This window comes from Microbacterium sp. YJN-G (assembly GCF_015040615.1).
In the GTDB taxonomy this organism is placed as follows: domain Bacteria; phylum Actinomycetota; class Actinomycetes; order Actinomycetales; family Microbacteriaceae; genus Microbacterium.
The window spans coordinates 2,795,169-2,810,379 of sequence record NZ_CP060402.1; the positions used below are offsets into that span (position 1 = coordinate 2,795,169).

General features: G+C 69.6%; 15 protein-coding genes and 1 pseudogene. 7 read left to right on the forward strand and 9 right to left on the reverse strand.

The annotated features are described in order from the left end of the window. Positions 1-5: 5 nt before the first annotated feature. Both H7694_RS17705 and H7694_RS17875 read right to left on the reverse strand, forming a co-directional pair. Positions 6-1,055 carry a hypothetical protein gene (locus H7694_RS17705; RefSeq protein ID WP_227468407.1) on the reverse strand — a complete coding sequence of 350 codons (1,050 nt, stop codon included), beginning with the start codon at positions 1,053-1,055 and terminating at the stop codon, positions 6-8. A gap of 220 nt (positions 1,056-1,275) precedes the next feature. After that, positions 1,276-1,929: pseudogene (locus H7694_RS17875) on the reverse strand (DEAD/DEAH box helicase family protein); the annotation flags it as partial. Positions 1,930-2,026: 97 nt separating this feature from the next. On the opposite strand from H7694_RS17875, the gene H7694_RS13475 reads away from it, so the two are divergent. The 3 genes from H7694_RS13475 to H7694_RS13485 all read left to right on the forward strand — a co-directional run bounded on the left by H7694_RS13475 (position 2,027) and on the right by H7694_RS13485 (position 4,497). Beyond that, complete coding sequence (locus H7694_RS13475; protein ID WP_193596976.1) at positions 2,027-2,302, forward strand: helix-turn-helix domain-containing protein; 276 nt, start codon at positions 2,027-2,029, stop codon at positions 2,300-2,302. Positions 2,303-2,362: 60 nt separating this feature from the next. Next, positions 2,363-2,704, forward strand: coding sequence for a DUF2695 domain-containing protein (locus H7694_RS13480; protein ID WP_193596977.1), 342 nt, complete (start codon positions 2,363-2,365; stop codon positions 2,702-2,704). 359 nt (positions 2,705-3,063) lie between these two features. Next, positions 3,064-4,497 carry a dicarboxylate/amino acid:cation symporter gene (locus H7694_RS13485; protein WP_193596978.1) on the forward strand — a complete coding sequence of 478 codons (1,434 nt, stop codon included), beginning with the start codon at positions 3,064-3,066 and terminating at the stop codon, positions 4,495-4,497. 67 nt (positions 4,498-4,564) lie between these two features. On the opposite strand, the gene H7694_RS13490 is transcribed toward H7694_RS13485, so the two are convergent. After that, positions 4,565-4,855, reverse strand: coding sequence for a MerR family transcriptional regulator (locus H7694_RS13490; protein WP_193596979.1), 291 nt, complete (start codon positions 4,853-4,855; stop codon positions 4,565-4,567). Between the two features lie 125 nt (positions 4,856-4,980). Here H7694_RS13490 and H7694_RS13495 point away from each other — a divergent pair, with 125 nt between their 5' ends. Together H7694_RS13495 and H7694_RS13500 are read left to right on the forward strand one after the other, a co-directional pair. Further along, positions 4,981-5,403: an Hsp20/alpha crystallin family protein gene (locus H7694_RS13495; RefSeq protein ID WP_193596980.1), complete on the forward strand. Its 423-nt coding sequence runs from the start codon at positions 4,981-4,983 to the stop codon at positions 5,401-5,403. A gap of 61 nt (positions 5,404-5,464) precedes the next feature. Then, the gene (locus H7694_RS13500; protein WP_193596981.1) at positions 5,465-5,674 is read left to right on the forward strand and encodes a DUF2795 domain-containing protein; all 210 of its coding nucleotides are present in this window, start codon (positions 5,465-5,467) and stop codon (positions 5,672-5,674) included. Between the two features lie 118 nt (positions 5,675-5,792). Here H7694_RS13500 and H7694_RS13505 read toward each other — a convergent pair whose 3' ends face one another. The 5 genes from H7694_RS13505 to H7694_RS13525 form a co-directional block, all read right to left on the reverse strand. Beyond that, positions 5,793-6,446 carry a phosphoribosyltransferase gene (locus H7694_RS13505; RefSeq protein ID WP_193596982.1) on the reverse strand — a complete coding sequence of 218 codons (654 nt, stop codon included), beginning with the start codon at positions 6,444-6,446 and terminating at the stop codon, positions 5,793-5,795. A gap of 127 nt (positions 6,447-6,573) precedes the next feature. Then, complete coding sequence (locus H7694_RS13510; protein ID WP_193596983.1) at positions 6,574-7,836, reverse strand: sugar ABC transporter permease; 1,263 nt, start codon at positions 7,834-7,836, stop codon at positions 6,574-6,576. Next, positions 7,833-8,591 carry an ATP-binding cassette domain-containing protein gene (locus tag H7694_RS13515; RefSeq protein ID WP_193599230.1) on the reverse strand — a complete coding sequence of 253 codons (759 nt, stop codon included), beginning with the start codon at positions 8,589-8,591 and terminating at the stop codon, positions 7,833-7,835. Before H7694_RS13515 ends, H7694_RS13510 begins: the two co-directional genes overlap by 4 nt. Positions 8,592-8,712: 121 nt before the next feature. Continuing rightward, complete coding sequence (locus H7694_RS13520) at positions 8,713-9,825, reverse strand: sugar ABC transporter substrate-binding protein (protein WP_193596984.1); 1,113 nt, start codon at positions 9,823-9,825, stop codon at positions 8,713-8,715. Positions 9,826-9,917: 92 nt separating this feature from the next. After that, positions 9,918-11,054, reverse strand: coding sequence for an ROK family transcriptional regulator (locus tag H7694_RS13525; protein WP_227468129.1), 1,137 nt, complete (start codon positions 11,052-11,054; stop codon positions 9,918-9,920). Between the two features lie 159 nt (positions 11,055-11,213). Here H7694_RS13525 and H7694_RS13530 point away from each other — a divergent pair, with 159 nt between their 5' ends. Further along, positions 11,214-12,269 (forward strand): LLM class flavin-dependent oxidoreductase, encoded by a 1,056-nt coding sequence (locus tag H7694_RS13530; RefSeq protein WP_193596986.1) that lies wholly within the window; start codon positions 11,214-11,216, stop codon positions 12,267-12,269. Positions 12,270-12,285: 16 nt separating this feature from the next. On the opposite strand, the gene pheA is transcribed toward H7694_RS13530, so the two are convergent. Next, the gene (gene pheA, locus H7694_RS13535) at positions 12,286-13,230 is read right to left on the reverse strand and encodes a prephenate dehydratase (protein WP_193596987.1); all 945 of its coding nucleotides are present in this window, start codon (positions 13,228-13,230) and stop codon (positions 12,286-12,288) included. A 215-nt stretch (positions 13,231-13,445) separates the two neighbouring features. Between pheA and pgm the strand changes: the two genes are divergently transcribed. After that, positions 13,446-15,089, forward strand: a complete 1,644-nt coding sequence (gene pgm / locus H7694_RS13540) for a phosphoglucomutase (alpha-D-glucose-1,6-bisphosphate-dependent) (RefSeq protein WP_193596988.1) — start codon at positions 13,446-13,448, stop codon at positions 15,087-15,089. Positions 15,090-15,211: the final 122 nt, after the last annotated feature.

Consider the following 15,211-nt stretch of genomic DNA (forward strand, 5'->3'; position numbering starts at 1 on the left):
GTCGATCAGCTCACCACCGAACGGGATGGTCTTCTCGCTGACCCCCCGAGTTCACCCGCCAGCCACTCGCGCACGCCGAGCAGACGCGGCTCGAGATTGCTGCGCCGGTTCTTCATCGACTGCAGCTGCTCGTCGAGCTTCTCGACCCGGCGGCGCGCAGCGGCATGCCGTTCGTGCACGGCATGACTGTCGTCATCACTGGGCGGGACGGCGAGGTCGGCGCGCGCGGACTCCTGCAGAGCGGCGAACTCTGCGGCATCCGCCGGCGCGTGCTCGATCCCCGCGGAACGCAGCTCGGACGCGAAACGCTCAGCCTCGTTGCGGATGCGGTCGGCGGCGCTCCGCGCGTCGTCGATGCTGCGCCTCACGAGGCCGGCATCCACTCCCCCGAGCTGCGCTTCCCGCATGCGCGCCTCGCCGAGCACGCGGTCGGCCTCCTGACGCGCAAGGTCAGCCGCGACTGCCCGCTCCTGCGCCCGGGCGAGATCGGCCACCTGGTCCTCGCGCTGCGTCTGGGCGAGCTTCAGGTGCAGCCGGTCCTGGAACGGCGTCTGCACCTCGATGAGGTGCTGCAGCTCAGCCACCGCCTCGGACTGACGCTCGTACTCCGCGGTCACCGCCTCGATCCGCTCGAGGTGCTCGGCCTGACGGCGCAGCTCGACCACGTGCTCGTGCGCGGCATTGAGCTCGCGGAACTGCTCGGTGGCGTTGCGCGCCTGGTCGAACGTGCCGGGGCGGTCGAGCATGAAGGCGCGGAAGAGCGTGTCGAGGTTGCCGAGGTTCTTCGCCGACTGCGTCTTGTGCAGCAGGTGCAGCGCGTTGTCGCCGCTGATCCCGAACACTCGGCGCATCCGGGTGAAGAAGCCGCCATGGCTTCCCGTCGAGACGACGCCGTCGGGGAAGGCTGCCTTGAGCCGCCGCGCTTCGATGCCCTTGGCGACGAACGGAGCGAGCTCGGTGAGCGCGACCTCGGTGCGCACCAGAAGGAAGGCATCCTTGAGGTCGGCGCGGGCGGTGAGCGTGCCAGGCATGTGGAAGAGCCGCACGAGACTCACCGGCGCATCGTGCCGGTTCTCGAAGCGCAGCAGGATGCCGCTCCAGGTCGCTCGCGGGCGAAGATACGTGCTGACGGCGCGGTCTTCGAGCTCGTCTGCCTCCTTGCTCCAGGCGCCGCGGACATAGCTGACAAGACCGCGATCGTTCGCACGCGACGACGCGTCCTGCGCGGCCGCATTGCACCGTCGATGCGCCGCCCGAGATCTCGTTCGTCCAGCGCTCGGCGAGCTTCAGCGCCGTGAACGTCTTGCCCGTGCCGCAGGCCATGACGAGCTTGCCGCGGTCGTGACCGCTGCCGGGCCTGAGACCCTCCATCACGGCCTGCACGGCCTCGTGCTGGTGAGCCCACAGCGTCTTGAGGGCGTGCCGCTCGGGAGCGATCTCGGGCTTGAGCAGCTCGTAGGTCGACCAGTCGATCGAGCTGTGGCGAAGCTCGGCGAGCGACACGCGCCGCACCGGCTTCGTGCGGTTCTTCAGCGCCTCTTCGGCGTTCACCGACCACGGGGCACTCGTCGTGTCGATGACGAGGCCCTCTGTGAAGGGCTCCTTACCCATCGCCTCGAAGAAGGAATCGAGGTCGCCCTTCTGCATCCGGTGGGTCTCGGCGAAGAACTTCACCTGCACGGCGAGCAGCCCGCCGCCCTGGATCTCTGCCACCAGGTCAATACCGGTGTCGGGACGGCCGCCGCGCCCGGGCCAGTCCTTCCACAGCCAGACCGCTCCGAGCTGATCCGCCCACAACGGCTCGACCGTCAGGTAGTGGCGCGCGAGCTGCTCGAGATAGTTCCCAGCCATCCGCTTGCTGTCCGCCAGACCGCGGAACTCCGCCAGCAGTCCATCGAGCGTGGTCTCATGCAAAGGCTCGCCTGCCATCGCGCCCCTCCCAGCGATCCCCTCATCCCGGGGTTTGTACTAGTACCCGGGTTTGTTAACCCGGGCACAGGTAACGGACATTACCCACGCTTGAGAGGTGCCCCGTGTCCCGTCCGCCGCTGCCGCTCACATCGGGGCTCGCATCCGGACCGCGCGGGAGTCGGCGACGATCACGCAGGATCGCCTTGCAGTCGACAGCGACATCGACTCGTCGAACATCCGCGCTTACGAATCGGGGCGCGCGCTGCCGAGCATCCACACGCTCGTGCGCATCGCCGAGGCGCTGCGCACGCCGGTCGCGTACTTCCTCGAGGAAGTCACGTCCGAGATGTTCCCCGTCGCCGCGACGGACGGGCGCCGCCGGCGCGGATGAGATCGGATGCCGTAGGCACTACCCGACCTAATGTCGGAGGTATGTTCGAAACTCTCGGGCATGGACACATCACTCATCAACGAAGCTGAAGACCTCGTCCGCGGCCTCGCCGCGACACTGACCGCGCCGCTGCAAGCCGAATGCCTGCCGTGCTACCTCGACAGGATGCTGCGCACCGCGCCATGCGACGGCACGCTGCGCCTCGCAAAGCGGTATCGAGATGCCGTGGCCCCGCGCGCGACAGCACTCGAGCGACGGATGCAGTCCCGAGGCGGATTCTGCGACTGCGAGATCCTCTGGAACGTGTACAACGCGAAGTCCGACGAGGTCATCCCGTGCCTTGGTGTGCGACGGGGCAACACCTCGCCGTGCGACCTGTGGACGGGGCGACGGCGCTGGTGAGGGAGGGCGGGGTACTGGGGCCTGGGGCCCTTCGACAAGCTCAGGGACCCAGTAGTTGACGGCCCTTCGACAGGCTCAGGGACCCAGTAGCCGACAGGCCCTTCGAGAGCCTCAGGGACCCAGCGGTCGACGGCCCTTCGACAGGCTCAGAGACCCAGCAGTCGACGGCCCTTCGACAGGCTCAGGGACCCAGGATCGGACAGCCCTTCGAGAGCCTCAGGGACCCAGCGGTTGACAGCCGCGGCGACCCAGCCTGACGCACCCGTCATCGTTCGTCACAACGCGGCGGGAATCCTGGGAGACGTCTTAACGTTTGAGTCCGTGGCGCGCACCGTGCGCGCGAAAGACATGGAGCACCCGTGACCAGCACCGCACGCGCCCAGAAGGCGCCCGACACCCGAGGACCGGTCCGCAAGCTGCTGACCTCGTTCGGGTTCCAGATCCTCGCGTCCCTCGTCCTCGGCATCGCCGTCGGGCTCATCGCCGTCTCGATCGGATCGAGCGCCACGAACCCGACCGTCCTGTCGGACACGCTCGACCGCATCGGCAGCTCGTACGTCATGCTGCTGCGCGCCGCAGTCGTGCCGCTGATCTTCACGGCGATCGTCGCGAGCATCTCGAACCTGCGCCGCGTGCAGAACGCCGCCCGCCTGGCCGGTCAGACCCTGCTGTGGTTCGCGATCACGGCCTTCATCGCGGTGTCCATCGGCATCCTGCTCGGCCTCGTCATCCAGCCCGGTTCGAAGGCCGGCACAGACCTCGAGACCGGCGCGCCGTACACGGTCGGCACCTGGTGGAACTTCCTGCTGGGCCTGATCCCGCAGAACTTCCTCGGCCTCACGGTCAACAGCTCCTTCGACGCCGACGCGCAGATCGTCACGTCCGGTGTCGGGTTCAACATCCTGCAGGTGATCGTCGTCGCCGCAGTCGTCGGCATCGCCGCGCTCAAGGCGGGCAAGAAGGCCGAGCCGTTCCTGGCCTTCACCGAGTCGCTGCTCAAGGTCATCCAGCGCGTGCTGTGGTGGATCATCCGCATCGCCCCGATCGGCACCTTCGGCCTGATCGGTGCCGCCGTCGTCAAGTACGGCTGGGACAAGCTGACCTCGCTCGCCTGGTTCGCCGGCGCGATCTACATCGGCCTCGCACTCGTGCTGTTCGTGGTCTACCCGATCCTCGTGCGCTCGCACGGCCTGTCGGTCAAGCAGTACTTCTCCGGCGCCTGGCCGGCGATCCAGCTCGCCTTCGTCAGCCGCTCGTCGATCGGCACCCTGCCGCTCACCGAGCGTGTCACCGAGCGCAACCTCGGCGTGCCCGGCAGCTACGCCTCGTTCGCCGTGCCGCTCGGCGCGACCACCAAGATGGACGGCTGCGCCGCCATCTACCCGGCCATCGCCGCGATCTTCGTCGCCCAGTTCTTCGACATCCAGCTGAGCTTCGTGCAGTACCTGCTCATCGTCATCGTCTCGGTCGTCGGCTCGGCCGCCACCGCCGGCACCACCGGCGCGATCGTCATGCTGACCCTGACCCTGTCGACCCTGGGCCTGCCGCTGGAGGGCGTCGGGCTGCTGCTCGCCATCGACCCGATCCTCGACATGGGCCGCACCGCGGTCAACGTCGCCGGTCAGGCGCTGGTGCCCACGATCGTCGCCAAGCGCGAGGGCATCCTCGACGAGGACCTCTACAACGCGCCCCGCAACGGACTCCCCTTCGCCGAGGACCTCGACGAGTCGGATGCCGCAGACCCGGATGCCGCAGCGCCGGATGCCGCGAAGGAGCCGGCCGGCTCACGCTGACCGCATCCTCTCCGCAACGAGCGCCTCGCCCCTCCCCGGGGCGGGGCGCTCGTCGCATGACGGACGGTCACTCCTCGCCGTGCTGCTCCGCGAGCTCGCGCCGCAGGTCGCCGTTCTCGTCCTCCAGGTCGAGCACGCGCCCGATGCCCGCGAGGTTCACCCCAGCATCCCGGAGTTCACCGACGCGGCGCAGGCGATCGATGTCATCCTCGCTGTACCGTCGCGTGCCGCCGTCGCTTCGGAACGGGGTGAGAAGTCCACGGCGCTCGTACAGGCGCAGCGTCGCCTCCGGAAGGTCGACGAGCGCCGCCGCGACGGCGATGCCGTACAGCGGGGTCGCGGGATCGCGCTCGGCCATTCGCTTCCTTCCGGGGGTTGAGATCTCCACGTGATGGAGTTATAAATATACATCCCAGGATGCAGATAATCTGCAGGGGCAATCGAAGAGCCGCCCTTGGCGGCGCAGAGTGAAAGGAGAACACCATGGCAATGACCCTCGACCCGATCAGTCAGCTCGATCGATTCGCTGCGAGCGTGCTGGACTCCGTACGCGCTCCGCGCGTGATGCCGGTCGACCTGTACCGCGACGGCGACCGCTACGTGCTGCACGCCGACATCCCGGGCGCTGACCCCGGTTCGATCGACGTCGACCTCGACGGCTCACAGCTGTCCATCAGGGCCAAGCGCACGGCAGGCAGCGGCGAGGGGCTGCAGTGGATCGCGCGCGAGCGCGGCACGGGTCACTACTTCCGTCAGTTCACGCTCGGCGACGGGATCGATCTCGACGGCATCAGCGCGTCCTATGACAGCGGGGTGCTGTCGGTGATCATCCCGGTCAGCGAGCGCGCCAAGCCGCGTCGCATCACGGTGGAGTCCACGGGCGGCCGCGAGGCCATCGACGCCTGATCCCGCGGGGAGCGTCCCTCCCGGGGCGCTCCCCTCATCCGATCCCCGCGAAGGAGCAGACATGTCACTGTCATTCCCCCTGGAGCACTTCCTCGCCGAGATGGAGTACCCGGCGACGAAGGACGACCTGCTGCGCGAAGCGGCGCGCGATGGCCTCGACGCCGACGATCGGCGCCTGCTCGAGACACTCGACGACCACGGCTACAGCGCCCGCTGGGAGGTGCTCAGCGAACTGCGCACCGCCACCGCCCGCGAGCTCACCACCATCTGAGCGCCCGCCACCCGCCCCCTCGCCGAGCAGATAGGACCGGCGAGACTTGCGTTCCAGCACGAGACTGCACGCAGGAAGCCAAGTCTGGTGCTGGAACGCAAGTCTCGAGGGAACGGGGTCAAGCCGATGCGGCGGCGAGCAGCCGCACGACCTCGGCATCCTCGGTCTGGTGGAAGTCGACGTAGTGCATGCCGACGGCCATGAACCCGGCCGGGGCGAGCAGGCAGATCACCTCGTCCGCCTCGGCCAGGTCGTCCAGCACGTCGGGTGCCGCCACCGGGACGGCCACCACGACCCGCGCGGCTCCGCGCGCCGCGGCGATCGCGCACGCAGCACGCACGGTCGCACCGGTCGCGATGCCGTCGTCCACGATGATCGCGGTGCGTCCCTCCAGCGGCACGGCCGAGCGGCCGCGGCGGAACAGCTCCGCCCGTTTCGCCACCTCCGCGCGCTTGCGGTCTTCGGCGGCAGCGAGCGCCTGCGCCGAGATGCCGACGATCCGGATGACATGGTCGTTGCGGACCACGGCATCCGACTCCCCCACCGCGCCCATCGCGACCTCCTCCTGACCGGGCGCCCCGACCTTGCGGACGATCAGCACGTCCAGCGGCGCCGCCAGCTCGCGCGCGACCTCGGCTGCCACGGGCACACCTCCGCGCGGCAGCCCGAGCACGACCGGGTCGGCGAAGGCATCCGGCGCCTCGGCGACGCGTTCGGCGAGCCGGCGGGCGAGCCGCCGGCCGGCATCCACTCGATCTGCGAACCTGCTCATCCTCCCGGCCTACGCCGCCGGATGCCGCCGGTCAAGCCCCTCACACGCAGTACAGAGCCCGCCGGCAGAAGCCCCAGAACAGGCGAACGCCCGCGGTGCCCTCCAGCACCGCGGGCGAACGCCATCGTCAGGATTGGCCGTGCTGGGCTCTCGACCTCCGCGACAGCGAATCGATGATCACCGCGAGCAGCAGCACGCCTCCGGTGACCATGAACCGCACCGACGAGTCCAGGCTCAGCAGCGTGAGGCCGTTGTCGATCGACTGGATCACGAAGATGCCGAGCATCGCCGACCACGCCGAGCCGCGTCCGCCGAACAGGCTCGTGCCGCCGATGACGGCCGCGGCGATCGCGACGAGGTTCGTGGTGCCGCCACCGCTCGAGATGCTCGCGGCCGTCAGGCGCGCCGCGGCCATCAGGCCGCCGAGCGAGGCGAGCACGGTGCCGACCATGAGCGCGGAGATGTAGATCGCCCGCACGTTGATGCCGGCGCGGCGCGCGGCCTCTTCGTTGCCGCCGACCGCGTAGATCCAGCGTCCCCAGCGGGTGCGGGTGAGCACGGATGCCATCACGGCGACGAGCACCACGAACACGAGGAACATCACGCCGACACCGCGGTTGGTGGCGAGGTACGTGATCGCGGCGGCCGCAGCGAGCGCGATGACCACGGCCTTGACGATGATCAGCGAGACCGGGCCGGTCGACAGGCCGGACTGCGCGCGGCGGCGGGCCCGGCTCAGGTCGCTGAGCACGATGCCGATCACGGCGAGCCCTGCGATCAGGTAGGCCAGCCACGGCGGCAGGAACCACGAGGTCGCGAACTGCACCAGCCACGACGAGTAGGGCAGGTTGATCGTGCCGGTGGGGCCGAGGATCCACAGCTGCAGGCCGAGGAAGCCGAGCAGTCCCGCGAGGGTGACAACGAACGTCGGCACCCCGAACCGCGTGAACAGGAACCCGTACAGGAAGCCGATCGCCGCACCCACGACCAGGGCGAGCAGGATCGCCGTCCAGATCGGCCAGCCCTGGTTCACGAACGTGACGCCGAGGATCGCAGATGCGAGCCCACTGAGCGAACCGATCGACAGGTCGATCTGCGCGACCAGCAGCACCACGACCACGCCGAGGGCGATGGTGCCAAGCGCCGCGCACTGCATAGTGAGGTTGACGAGGTTGTCGGCCGAGAGGAAGTTCGGGTTCAGCAGCTGGAAGACGATCCAGATGAGGATGAGCCCCAGGAAGATCGGCAGCGATCCGAGGTCGCCGGTGCGGATGCGGGTGCCGAACGCCGAGACGGCGCCGCGGATGCCCTCGCCGCGGACGAGTCGCTCATCCTGCAGGTCGACCGCACGGGTCGTGGGCATGGAGTTGTCCTTCACGGGCTGGCTCATCGGGAGTCCTCCTCCTCGGCGCGCGACGCGGCGCGGGTGCTGACCGGGTTGTCAGTGGCGCCGGTGATCGCGGCGACGATGTCCTCGTAGCTGACATCCGACGTGCGGAACACGCCGTTGTTGCGTCCGAGGCGCAGCACCGCCACGCGGTCGGCCACGGCCTGCACGTCGGCCATGTTGTGGCTGATGAGGATGACGCCCAGCCCCCGCTCGCGCAGCCGCTCGATGAGGTTGAGCACCTCGGCGGTCTGCGCCACGCCCAGTGCCGCGGTGGGCTCGTCGAGGATGACGATGCGCGGTTCACCGATCAGCGAGCGGGCGATGGCGACGGTCTGGCGCTGGCCGCCCGAGAGCGAGGCGACGGCGATCCGCACCGAGGGGATCTTCGCCGAGAGCTGGCGCAGCAGCTCCCACGCCTGCTGCTCCATGAGCTCTTCGTCCATGATGGTGCGGCCGGGCTCGCGCCCCAGGAACAGGTTCGCGACGACATCGAGGTTGTCGCACAGCGCCAGGTCCTGGAACACGGTCGCGATCCCCAGCTCGCGCGACTCGGTCGGCGAGGGGATCGACACCGGAGCGCCGGCGAAGCTGATGGTGCCGCTGTCTGCCGGGTGGACGCCGGCGAGGATCTTCACCAGGGTCGACTTGCCCGCGCCGTTGTCGCCGACAAGCGCGACGACCTCGCCGGCGTAGACGTCGAGGTCGATGTCGGTCAGCGCCCGCACGGCGCCGAAGCCCTTCGAGATTCCTCTCATCGAGAGCACGGGTTCGCGCACGGTGTCGTGCTGCTCGTCGAGATCGGATGCTAAAGCCACTGCGGCTCCTTCGCTGTGTGGCCGTGGTGCCGGCGGCGGACCGCCGGCACCACGGATGGGGTCACTTCAGGCCGTGTTCAGCGCACGCGTCAGCGTACGCCGCGGTGCAGATCTGGTCGATCGTGTACAGGCCGTCGGCGACGACCGTGTCCTTGATGTTGTCGACGGTGACGGCGACCGGGGTCAGCAGGAACGACGGGATGCTGGCTCCGCTGGCGGTGTCGGCCGTGGCATCCGCCTCGGGCTGCTCGCCCTCGCTCAGCGCGACGGCCAGCTCGGCGGCCTTGTACGCCTCGGGCTTGAACGCCTTGTAGACGGTCATGTACTGGTCACCCGAGAGGATGCGCTGGATGCCGGACAGCGCAGCATCCTGACCGGTGACGGGCGGCAGCGGGTCGATGCCGCCGGCCTTGAGCGCGGCGATCGCGCCGCCTGCGGTGTCGTCGTTGGCGTCGTAGACGCCGGTGATGTCGTCACCGAACTTCGTCACCTGACCGGCGACCCAGTCCTGCGCCTTCGGCGGCTCCCAGCCGGGGGTGTCGAACTCGGCGAGCACCGTCAGCCCGGACGCGTCGATGATGTTGTGCGCGCCCTTCTTGAACTGGGCGGCGTTCGGGTCGGTGGGCGAGCCGTTGACCATGATGATGCCGGAGTCCTCGGGCAGGCCGAGCTCCTTCATGCGGTCGACCAGCGCCTGCGCCTGCAGCTCTCCGACCTTCTCGTTGTCGAACGAGACGTAGTACGAGACGTCGGCGCTGTCGATCAGGCGGTCGTAGGAGATGACCGGGATGCTCTTCGCCTTGGCCTGGTTGACGATCGCCGCGGCGGCCTTGCCGTCGAACGGGTCGAGCACCAGCACGTCGACGCCCTGCGTGAGCATCGACTCGGCCTGCTGCTGCTGCTTGGCCGCGTCGCCGTCGGCGTTGGCGTAGAGCACCTCGCAGTCGTCGCACAGCTCGGCGACGCGCTCTTCGAAGTAGGGCTTGTCGGCGGCGGCGTAGCGCTCGGTGACGTTGTCGGGAAGCAGCAGTCCGATGGTCGCGGCGCCGTCGTCGTCCGAGCCGGAGGGCGCGTCACCACCCGTCTGCGTGGCGTTGGAGCATGCCGTGAGCATGCTCACAGAGAGAGCGAGCGCGGTGCTGAGCACCAGAGCCCGACGAGTCGTCTTCTTCATCGAATCCTCCATTGCTGTGCCGACCACCTTGGCGACCACCTGAGCATTGCAGGATTCACGCCTTGACGTCAAGACTTGAATTCAACGATCGGTCATAGGGCGGCATCCCGGACGTTCATCTCGTCGATCACCCGCACGGCGGCGCCGCGCGCCGCGGCATCCGGACCCAGCTGCCCCTGCACGACGTCGGGCACGGCGTCACCCGAGACGAGCACCGTGTTCTCCATCGCGAGGCGGATCGGCCCGAGCAGCAGCTCCCCCGCCCTGGCCAGGTCGCCGCCGACGACGATCCGCTCGGGGTCGAAGAGGTTGCAGAGGTTGCCCGCGGCCACGCCGATGTGCCGCCCGGCGTCGGCGAGTGCGCGGATGCAGTCGGGGTCGTTGGCCATCGCCCGCACGACCACGTCGCCGATCTTCGTGATCCCGCCGGCGTCGCCGAGCCTCTCGAGGATCGCGGGGCCGCCGGCGATCGCCTCGAGGCATCCGCGGTTGCCGCACCGGCACAGCGGGCCGTCCTCGAGGATGACCGTGTGGCCCAGTTCTCCGGCGGTGCCGTTGTGGCCGCGCAGCACCCGGCCCTCGAGCACGAGCCCGGCGCCGATGCCCTCGCCGACGTCGAGGAAGATCACGTTCTGCTTGCCGCGCCCCGCGCCGAGGCGGGTCTCGGCGAGGGCCGCGAGGTTCGACGCGTTGTCGAGGAAGACGGGCTGGCGCAATCGCCGGTGCACGACGTCGACGATGTCGACGCCGGTCCACCCGCGCAGGATGCCGCGGCCGGCGACCCGGCCGGTGGCGCGGTCGATGGGCGCCGAGACGGCGACGCCGACACCGCGCAGCTCGTCGATGCCCGACTCCATGTTGGTGAGGATGTCCGAGAGCAGGAGCGACGCCCGGTCGAGCTCGTTGTCGGCGCGGTGATCACGGGCCAGCGGCATGTGGTTCTCGCCGAGCACGGTGCCGTTCACGTCGGCGACGACGACGCGCAGATGGCGGGCGGCGACGTGGATGCCGGCGACCAGGCCGACCGCGCGGGCGAACGAGACGAGGGTGGCGCGGCGGCCGCTGCGGATGCTGGGTGTGGTGCGGAGCACCCCCGCCGTGGACAGCTCTTTGACGATGTTCGAGACGGATGCCGCAGACAGGCCGGTCACGGCCGCGAGCTCGACCTGGGTGAGGCTGCCCTGCTTCTTGATCGCAGCGACGACTCGACGCCGATTGGCTTCACGCAATGAAGCCTGAGAGCCAGGAGGACGCCGTTGTGATGCCACGACGACACCTTACCGGCGCGCGGGCGGCGAAGGCGATCACGCCGGCGGACCGGGCTGCGTGGCGGCATCCGGAATGCCCGTGCCGGAATGCCCGTGCGCGAGGCGGCGTTGCACCCGGCGATGACACTCTCCGAGACCGCCCCCGCCCTCTCCGTCCTCGATCTCGTGCCGGTGCGCACGGGTCAGACCAGCGCTCAGGCGATGACGGCATCGATGGCGCTCGCGCAGCGCGCCGACGAGCTGGGCCTGCGACGCTACTGGTTCGCCGAGCACCACAACATGCCCTCGGTGGCATCCACCTCTCCCCCGGTGCTCATCGCGGCCGCGGCCGCGCGCACCCGCGGCATCCGCGTCGGCTCGGGCGGCGTGATGCTGCCCAACCACGCTCCCCTCATCGTCGCCGAGCAGTTCGCGGCGCTCGAGGCGATCGCACCCGGACGCATCGACCTCGGCATCGGACGGGCACCCGGCAGCGACCCCGTGATCACGCAGCTGCTGCGCGCCTCCGGTGCCGCGGGCGAGGTCGAGCGGTTCCCCTCCCACGTGCAGGACATCGCGCTCATGGTGCGCCCCTCCGGCGCGACCGTGCAGTTCACCAGCGGCGGCGAGTACACCGTGCGGGCGACGCCCGGGGCGTCCTCGGCCCCCGAGATCTGGCTGCTCGGGTCGAGCGACTACTCCGCGCAGCTCGCGGCATCCCTCGGTCTGCCGTACGTGTTCGCCAACCACTTCGCCGGTCACGGCCTGCAGCGCGCACTCGATCTGTACCGGTCGGGGTTCCGGGCCGGCGAGACGCTGGCCGAGCCGCGCACGTTCCTCACCGCGAACGTCGTCGCGGCCGAGACCGCCGACGAGGCGCACGCCCGTGCTCTGCCGCAGCTGCGGATGATGGCGCGGCTGCGCCGCAACCAGCCGATGATCGCCCTCGAGACGGTCGAGCAGGCAGCCCAGGGTCTGGCGGATGCGGCGGATGCCGAGGAGCAGACCCTGATCGACGGCATCCGCTCGTCGTGGTTCGTCGGCTCGGGACCCGACGTGCGGTCGGAGCTGGCCGCTTTCGCGGCGCAGCACGGTGTCGACGAGATCATGATCTCGCCGGTGGCCGGTTCCTACGACGCCGAGCCGCTGGACGCGACCCCCGGGCGCATCCGCACCCTGGAACTGCTCGCCCGCTGAGGTGCGGGCCGGGAAGTCACACCTCGTCGGGCTCGCCGGCGATCAGGCCGCGCAGCCAGTCACGGGCCTCGACGAAGATCTCGTCGGCGTAGTGATCGGGGTACTGCACGATGCGGCGGTCGGCGCGCGGGTACGAGCCGAGGAAGACGACGCGGGGGCTGAAACGACGGATGCCGAGCAGCGCGTCGGCCATGCGCTCGTCGTGGATGTGCCCGTCGGCGTCGATCACGAAGCGGTACCGGCCCAGCTCGTCGCCGATCGGGCGGGACTGCAGCAGTGACAGGTTGATGCCGCGGGTGGAGAACTGCTCGAGCATCTCGAGCAGGGCACCGGGGCGGTCATCGGGCAGCTCGACGATGAGCGAGGTCTTGTCGGCCCCGGTGGGCTCGCCAGGTGCGACCGTGCGCGAGACCAGCACGAAGCGCGTCACGGCGTTGTCGCTGTCGCCGATCTGCTCGGCCAGCACCTCGACGTCATGGTGGTGCACGATGCCGGGGGCGGCGATCGCCGCCTGCGCGGGCAGGGTGCCGTCGAGCACGCCGATCGCGGAGGCCACATTGCTCGCCGCCGGCACGTGCGCGTGCGTGGGCAGGTGCTCGCCGAGCCAGCTGTGGCACTGCGCATAGGCGACCGGATGCGCCGCGATCACGCGCACGTCATCGAGCGTGGTGCCGCGCGGGGCGACGAGCACGAAGTTCACCTTGACCAGGTATTCGCCGACGATCCGCAGACCCGGTCGCGTGGCGAGCCCGTCGAGGGTGTTGGTCACGCCGCCCTCGATGGAGTTCTCGATCGCGATCATGGCCGCATCGCTGCGGCCCTCGAGCACATCGGCGAGCGCCTCGCCGACGTTGTGCACCGGCCGCCAGTCGTGACCGCGTGCCTCGGGAACCTGATCGAGTGCCGCTTCGGTGAAGGTTCCGGCAGGGCCCAGATAGCTGTAGGTGCGGCGTTCGGTCACCCGGCCACTCTAGTCCCGGGCATCCGTGCCCCCGCGCCGTGAATACTCGCCGTGCACTTCGCGCGGAGAAATGCGCTTCGCGCGGACGGAATACGGCATCCGATCCGCGCGAAGCGCAGTTTCCCGCGTGAGCTGCATGGAACAGACGGATGCTGCACAGCATCCTCCATGACGCCGAGGATGCGCATCCCCGACCCGCGCGGCAGACTGAGAGCATGACGAGCCGTGCAGGCCTCCCCGCGGAGGAAAAGGACCTCATCGATGTCGACGAGCTGATCGCCGCGTACTACGACCGGCATCCCGATCCGTCGGTCGCCGCGCAGCGGGTGACGTTCGGCACCAGTGGCCATCGCGGGTCCGCGCTGTCGTCGAGCTTCAACGAGGACCACATCCTGGCCACCACGCAGGCCATCGTCGACTATCGCCGCGAGCAGGGCATCCAGGGTCCGCTGTTCCTGGGACGCGACACGCACGCGCTGTCGCTGCCGGCCGAGCGCAACGCGATCGAGGTGCTGATCGCGAACGGCGTCGACGTCCGCGTCGACTCCCGCGACGCCTGGGTGCCCACCCCGGCGCTCAGCCACGCGATCCTCACCTACAACAGGGGCCGGGATGCCGCCGACCCCGGCCGCGCCGACGGCATCGTCGTCACCCCGAGCCACAACCCGCCTCGCGACGGCGGCTTCAAGTACAACCCGCCCCACGGCGGCCCGGCAGACACGGATGCCACCGGCTGGATCGCCCGTCGCGCCAACGAGCTCATCGAGGCGGGACTCGAGGGCGTGCAGCGCGAGAGCTTCGCCGACATCGACTGGGATGCGCTGAACGGCTACGACTTCCGCGACGCATACGTGCGCGATCTGCCGTCGATCATCGACATCGATGCGATCAAGCGCGCCGGGGTGCGCATCGGCGCCGACCCGATGGGCGGGGCGTCGGTGGAGTACTGGGCGCTGATCGCCGAGATGCACGGCATCGACCTCACCGTCGTGAACCGCGAGGTCGACCCGACCTGGCGATTCATGACCCTTGACTGGGACGAGAAGATCCGGATGGATCCGTCGTCACCGAGCGCCATGGCATCGCTGGTCGCCAAGCGCGGCGACTACGACGTGCTCACCGGCAACGACGCCGACGCCGACCGGCACGGCATCGTCACCCCGGATGCCGGCCTGATGAACCCGAACCACTACCTCGCGGTCGCGATCGACTACCTGTTCTCGCACCGTGCCGAGTGGCCGCGGGATGCCGCGATCGGCAAGACGCTCGTCTCATCGATGATCATCGACCGGGTCGCCGAGTCGCTGGGCCGGCGCCTGCTGGAGGTTCCGGTCGGGTTCAAGTGGTTCGTCCCCGGCCTGCTCGACGGCTCGGTGGCCTTCGGCGGAGAGGAGTCGGCCGGAGCCTCGTTCCTGCGCATGGACGGCAGCGTCTGGTCGACCGACAAGGACGGCATCCTGCTGTGCCTGCTGGCCGCCGAGATCATCGCCGTCACCGGCAAGACCCCGTCGGAGCGCTACCGCGAACTCGAGGAGGCCTTCGGCGCCTCGACCTATCAGCGGGTCGACGCCCCGGCGACGCCGGAGCAGAAGGCGGCGCTGGGCGCGCTGGCCCCGGATGCCGTCGCCGCGACCGAGCTGGCCGGCGAGCCGATCATCGGGAAGCTCTCGCACGCGCCGGGCAACGGGGCCGCGATCGGCGGCCTGAAGGTGCAGACCGAGCACGCCTGGTTCGCCGCCCGCCCCTCGGGCACCGAGGATGTCTACAAGCTGTACGCCGAGAGCCTGCTCGGCTCCGAGCACCTCGCGACCGTGCAGGAGGAGGCCCGCGCTGTCGTCACCGAGGCACTGAACGGCTGAGCCCCGGCCGGTTTCGAGTCGCGTCTTCCCGGTTCGCGGGTCGCAAATGGTGGCCTGACGCGCGCTGAAGCAGCAATTCGCGACATCTGAAGCGAGCCGCGAACCATGAACGTCGCGTGGGA

Coding starts and splice junctions, on each gene's coding strand:
- H7694_RS13505 (WP_193596982.1), bottom strand. CDS start 6,446: ATGAGCAGGTTCGCAGATCGAGTGGATGCCGGCCGGCGGCTCGCCCGC.
- H7694_RS13495 (WP_193596980.1), top strand. CDS start 4,981: ATGGCAATGACCCTCGACCCGATCAGTCAGCTCGATCGATTCGCTGCG.
- pgm (WP_193596988.1), top strand. CDS start 13,446: ATGACGAGCCGTGCAGGCCTCCCCGCGGAGGAAAAGGACCTCATCGAT.
- H7694_RS13515 (WP_193599230.1), bottom strand. CDS start 8,591: ATGAGAGGAATCTCGAAGGGCTTCGGCGCCGTGCGGGCGCTGACCGAC.
- H7694_RS13490 (WP_193596979.1), bottom strand. CDS start 4,855: ATGGCCGAGCGCGATCCCGCGACCCCGCTGTACGGCATCGCCGTCGCG.
- H7694_RS13480 (WP_193596977.1), top strand. CDS start 2,363: ATGGACACATCACTCATCAACGAAGCTGAAGACCTCGTCCGCGGCCTC.
- H7694_RS13510 (WP_193596983.1), bottom strand. CDS start 7,836: ATGAGCCAGCCCGTGAAGGACAACTCCATGCCCACGACCCGTGCGGTC.
- H7694_RS13500 (WP_193596981.1), top strand. CDS start 5,465: ATGTCACTGTCATTCCCCCTGGAGCACTTCCTCGCCGAGATGGAGTAC.
- H7694_RS13520 (WP_193596984.1), bottom strand. CDS start 9,825: ATGAAGAAGACGACTCGTCGGGCTCTGGTGCTCAGCACCGCGCTCGCT.
- H7694_RS13530 (WP_193596986.1), top strand. CDS start 11,214: ATGACACTCTCCGAGACCGCCCCCGCCCTCTCCGTCCTCGATCTCGTG.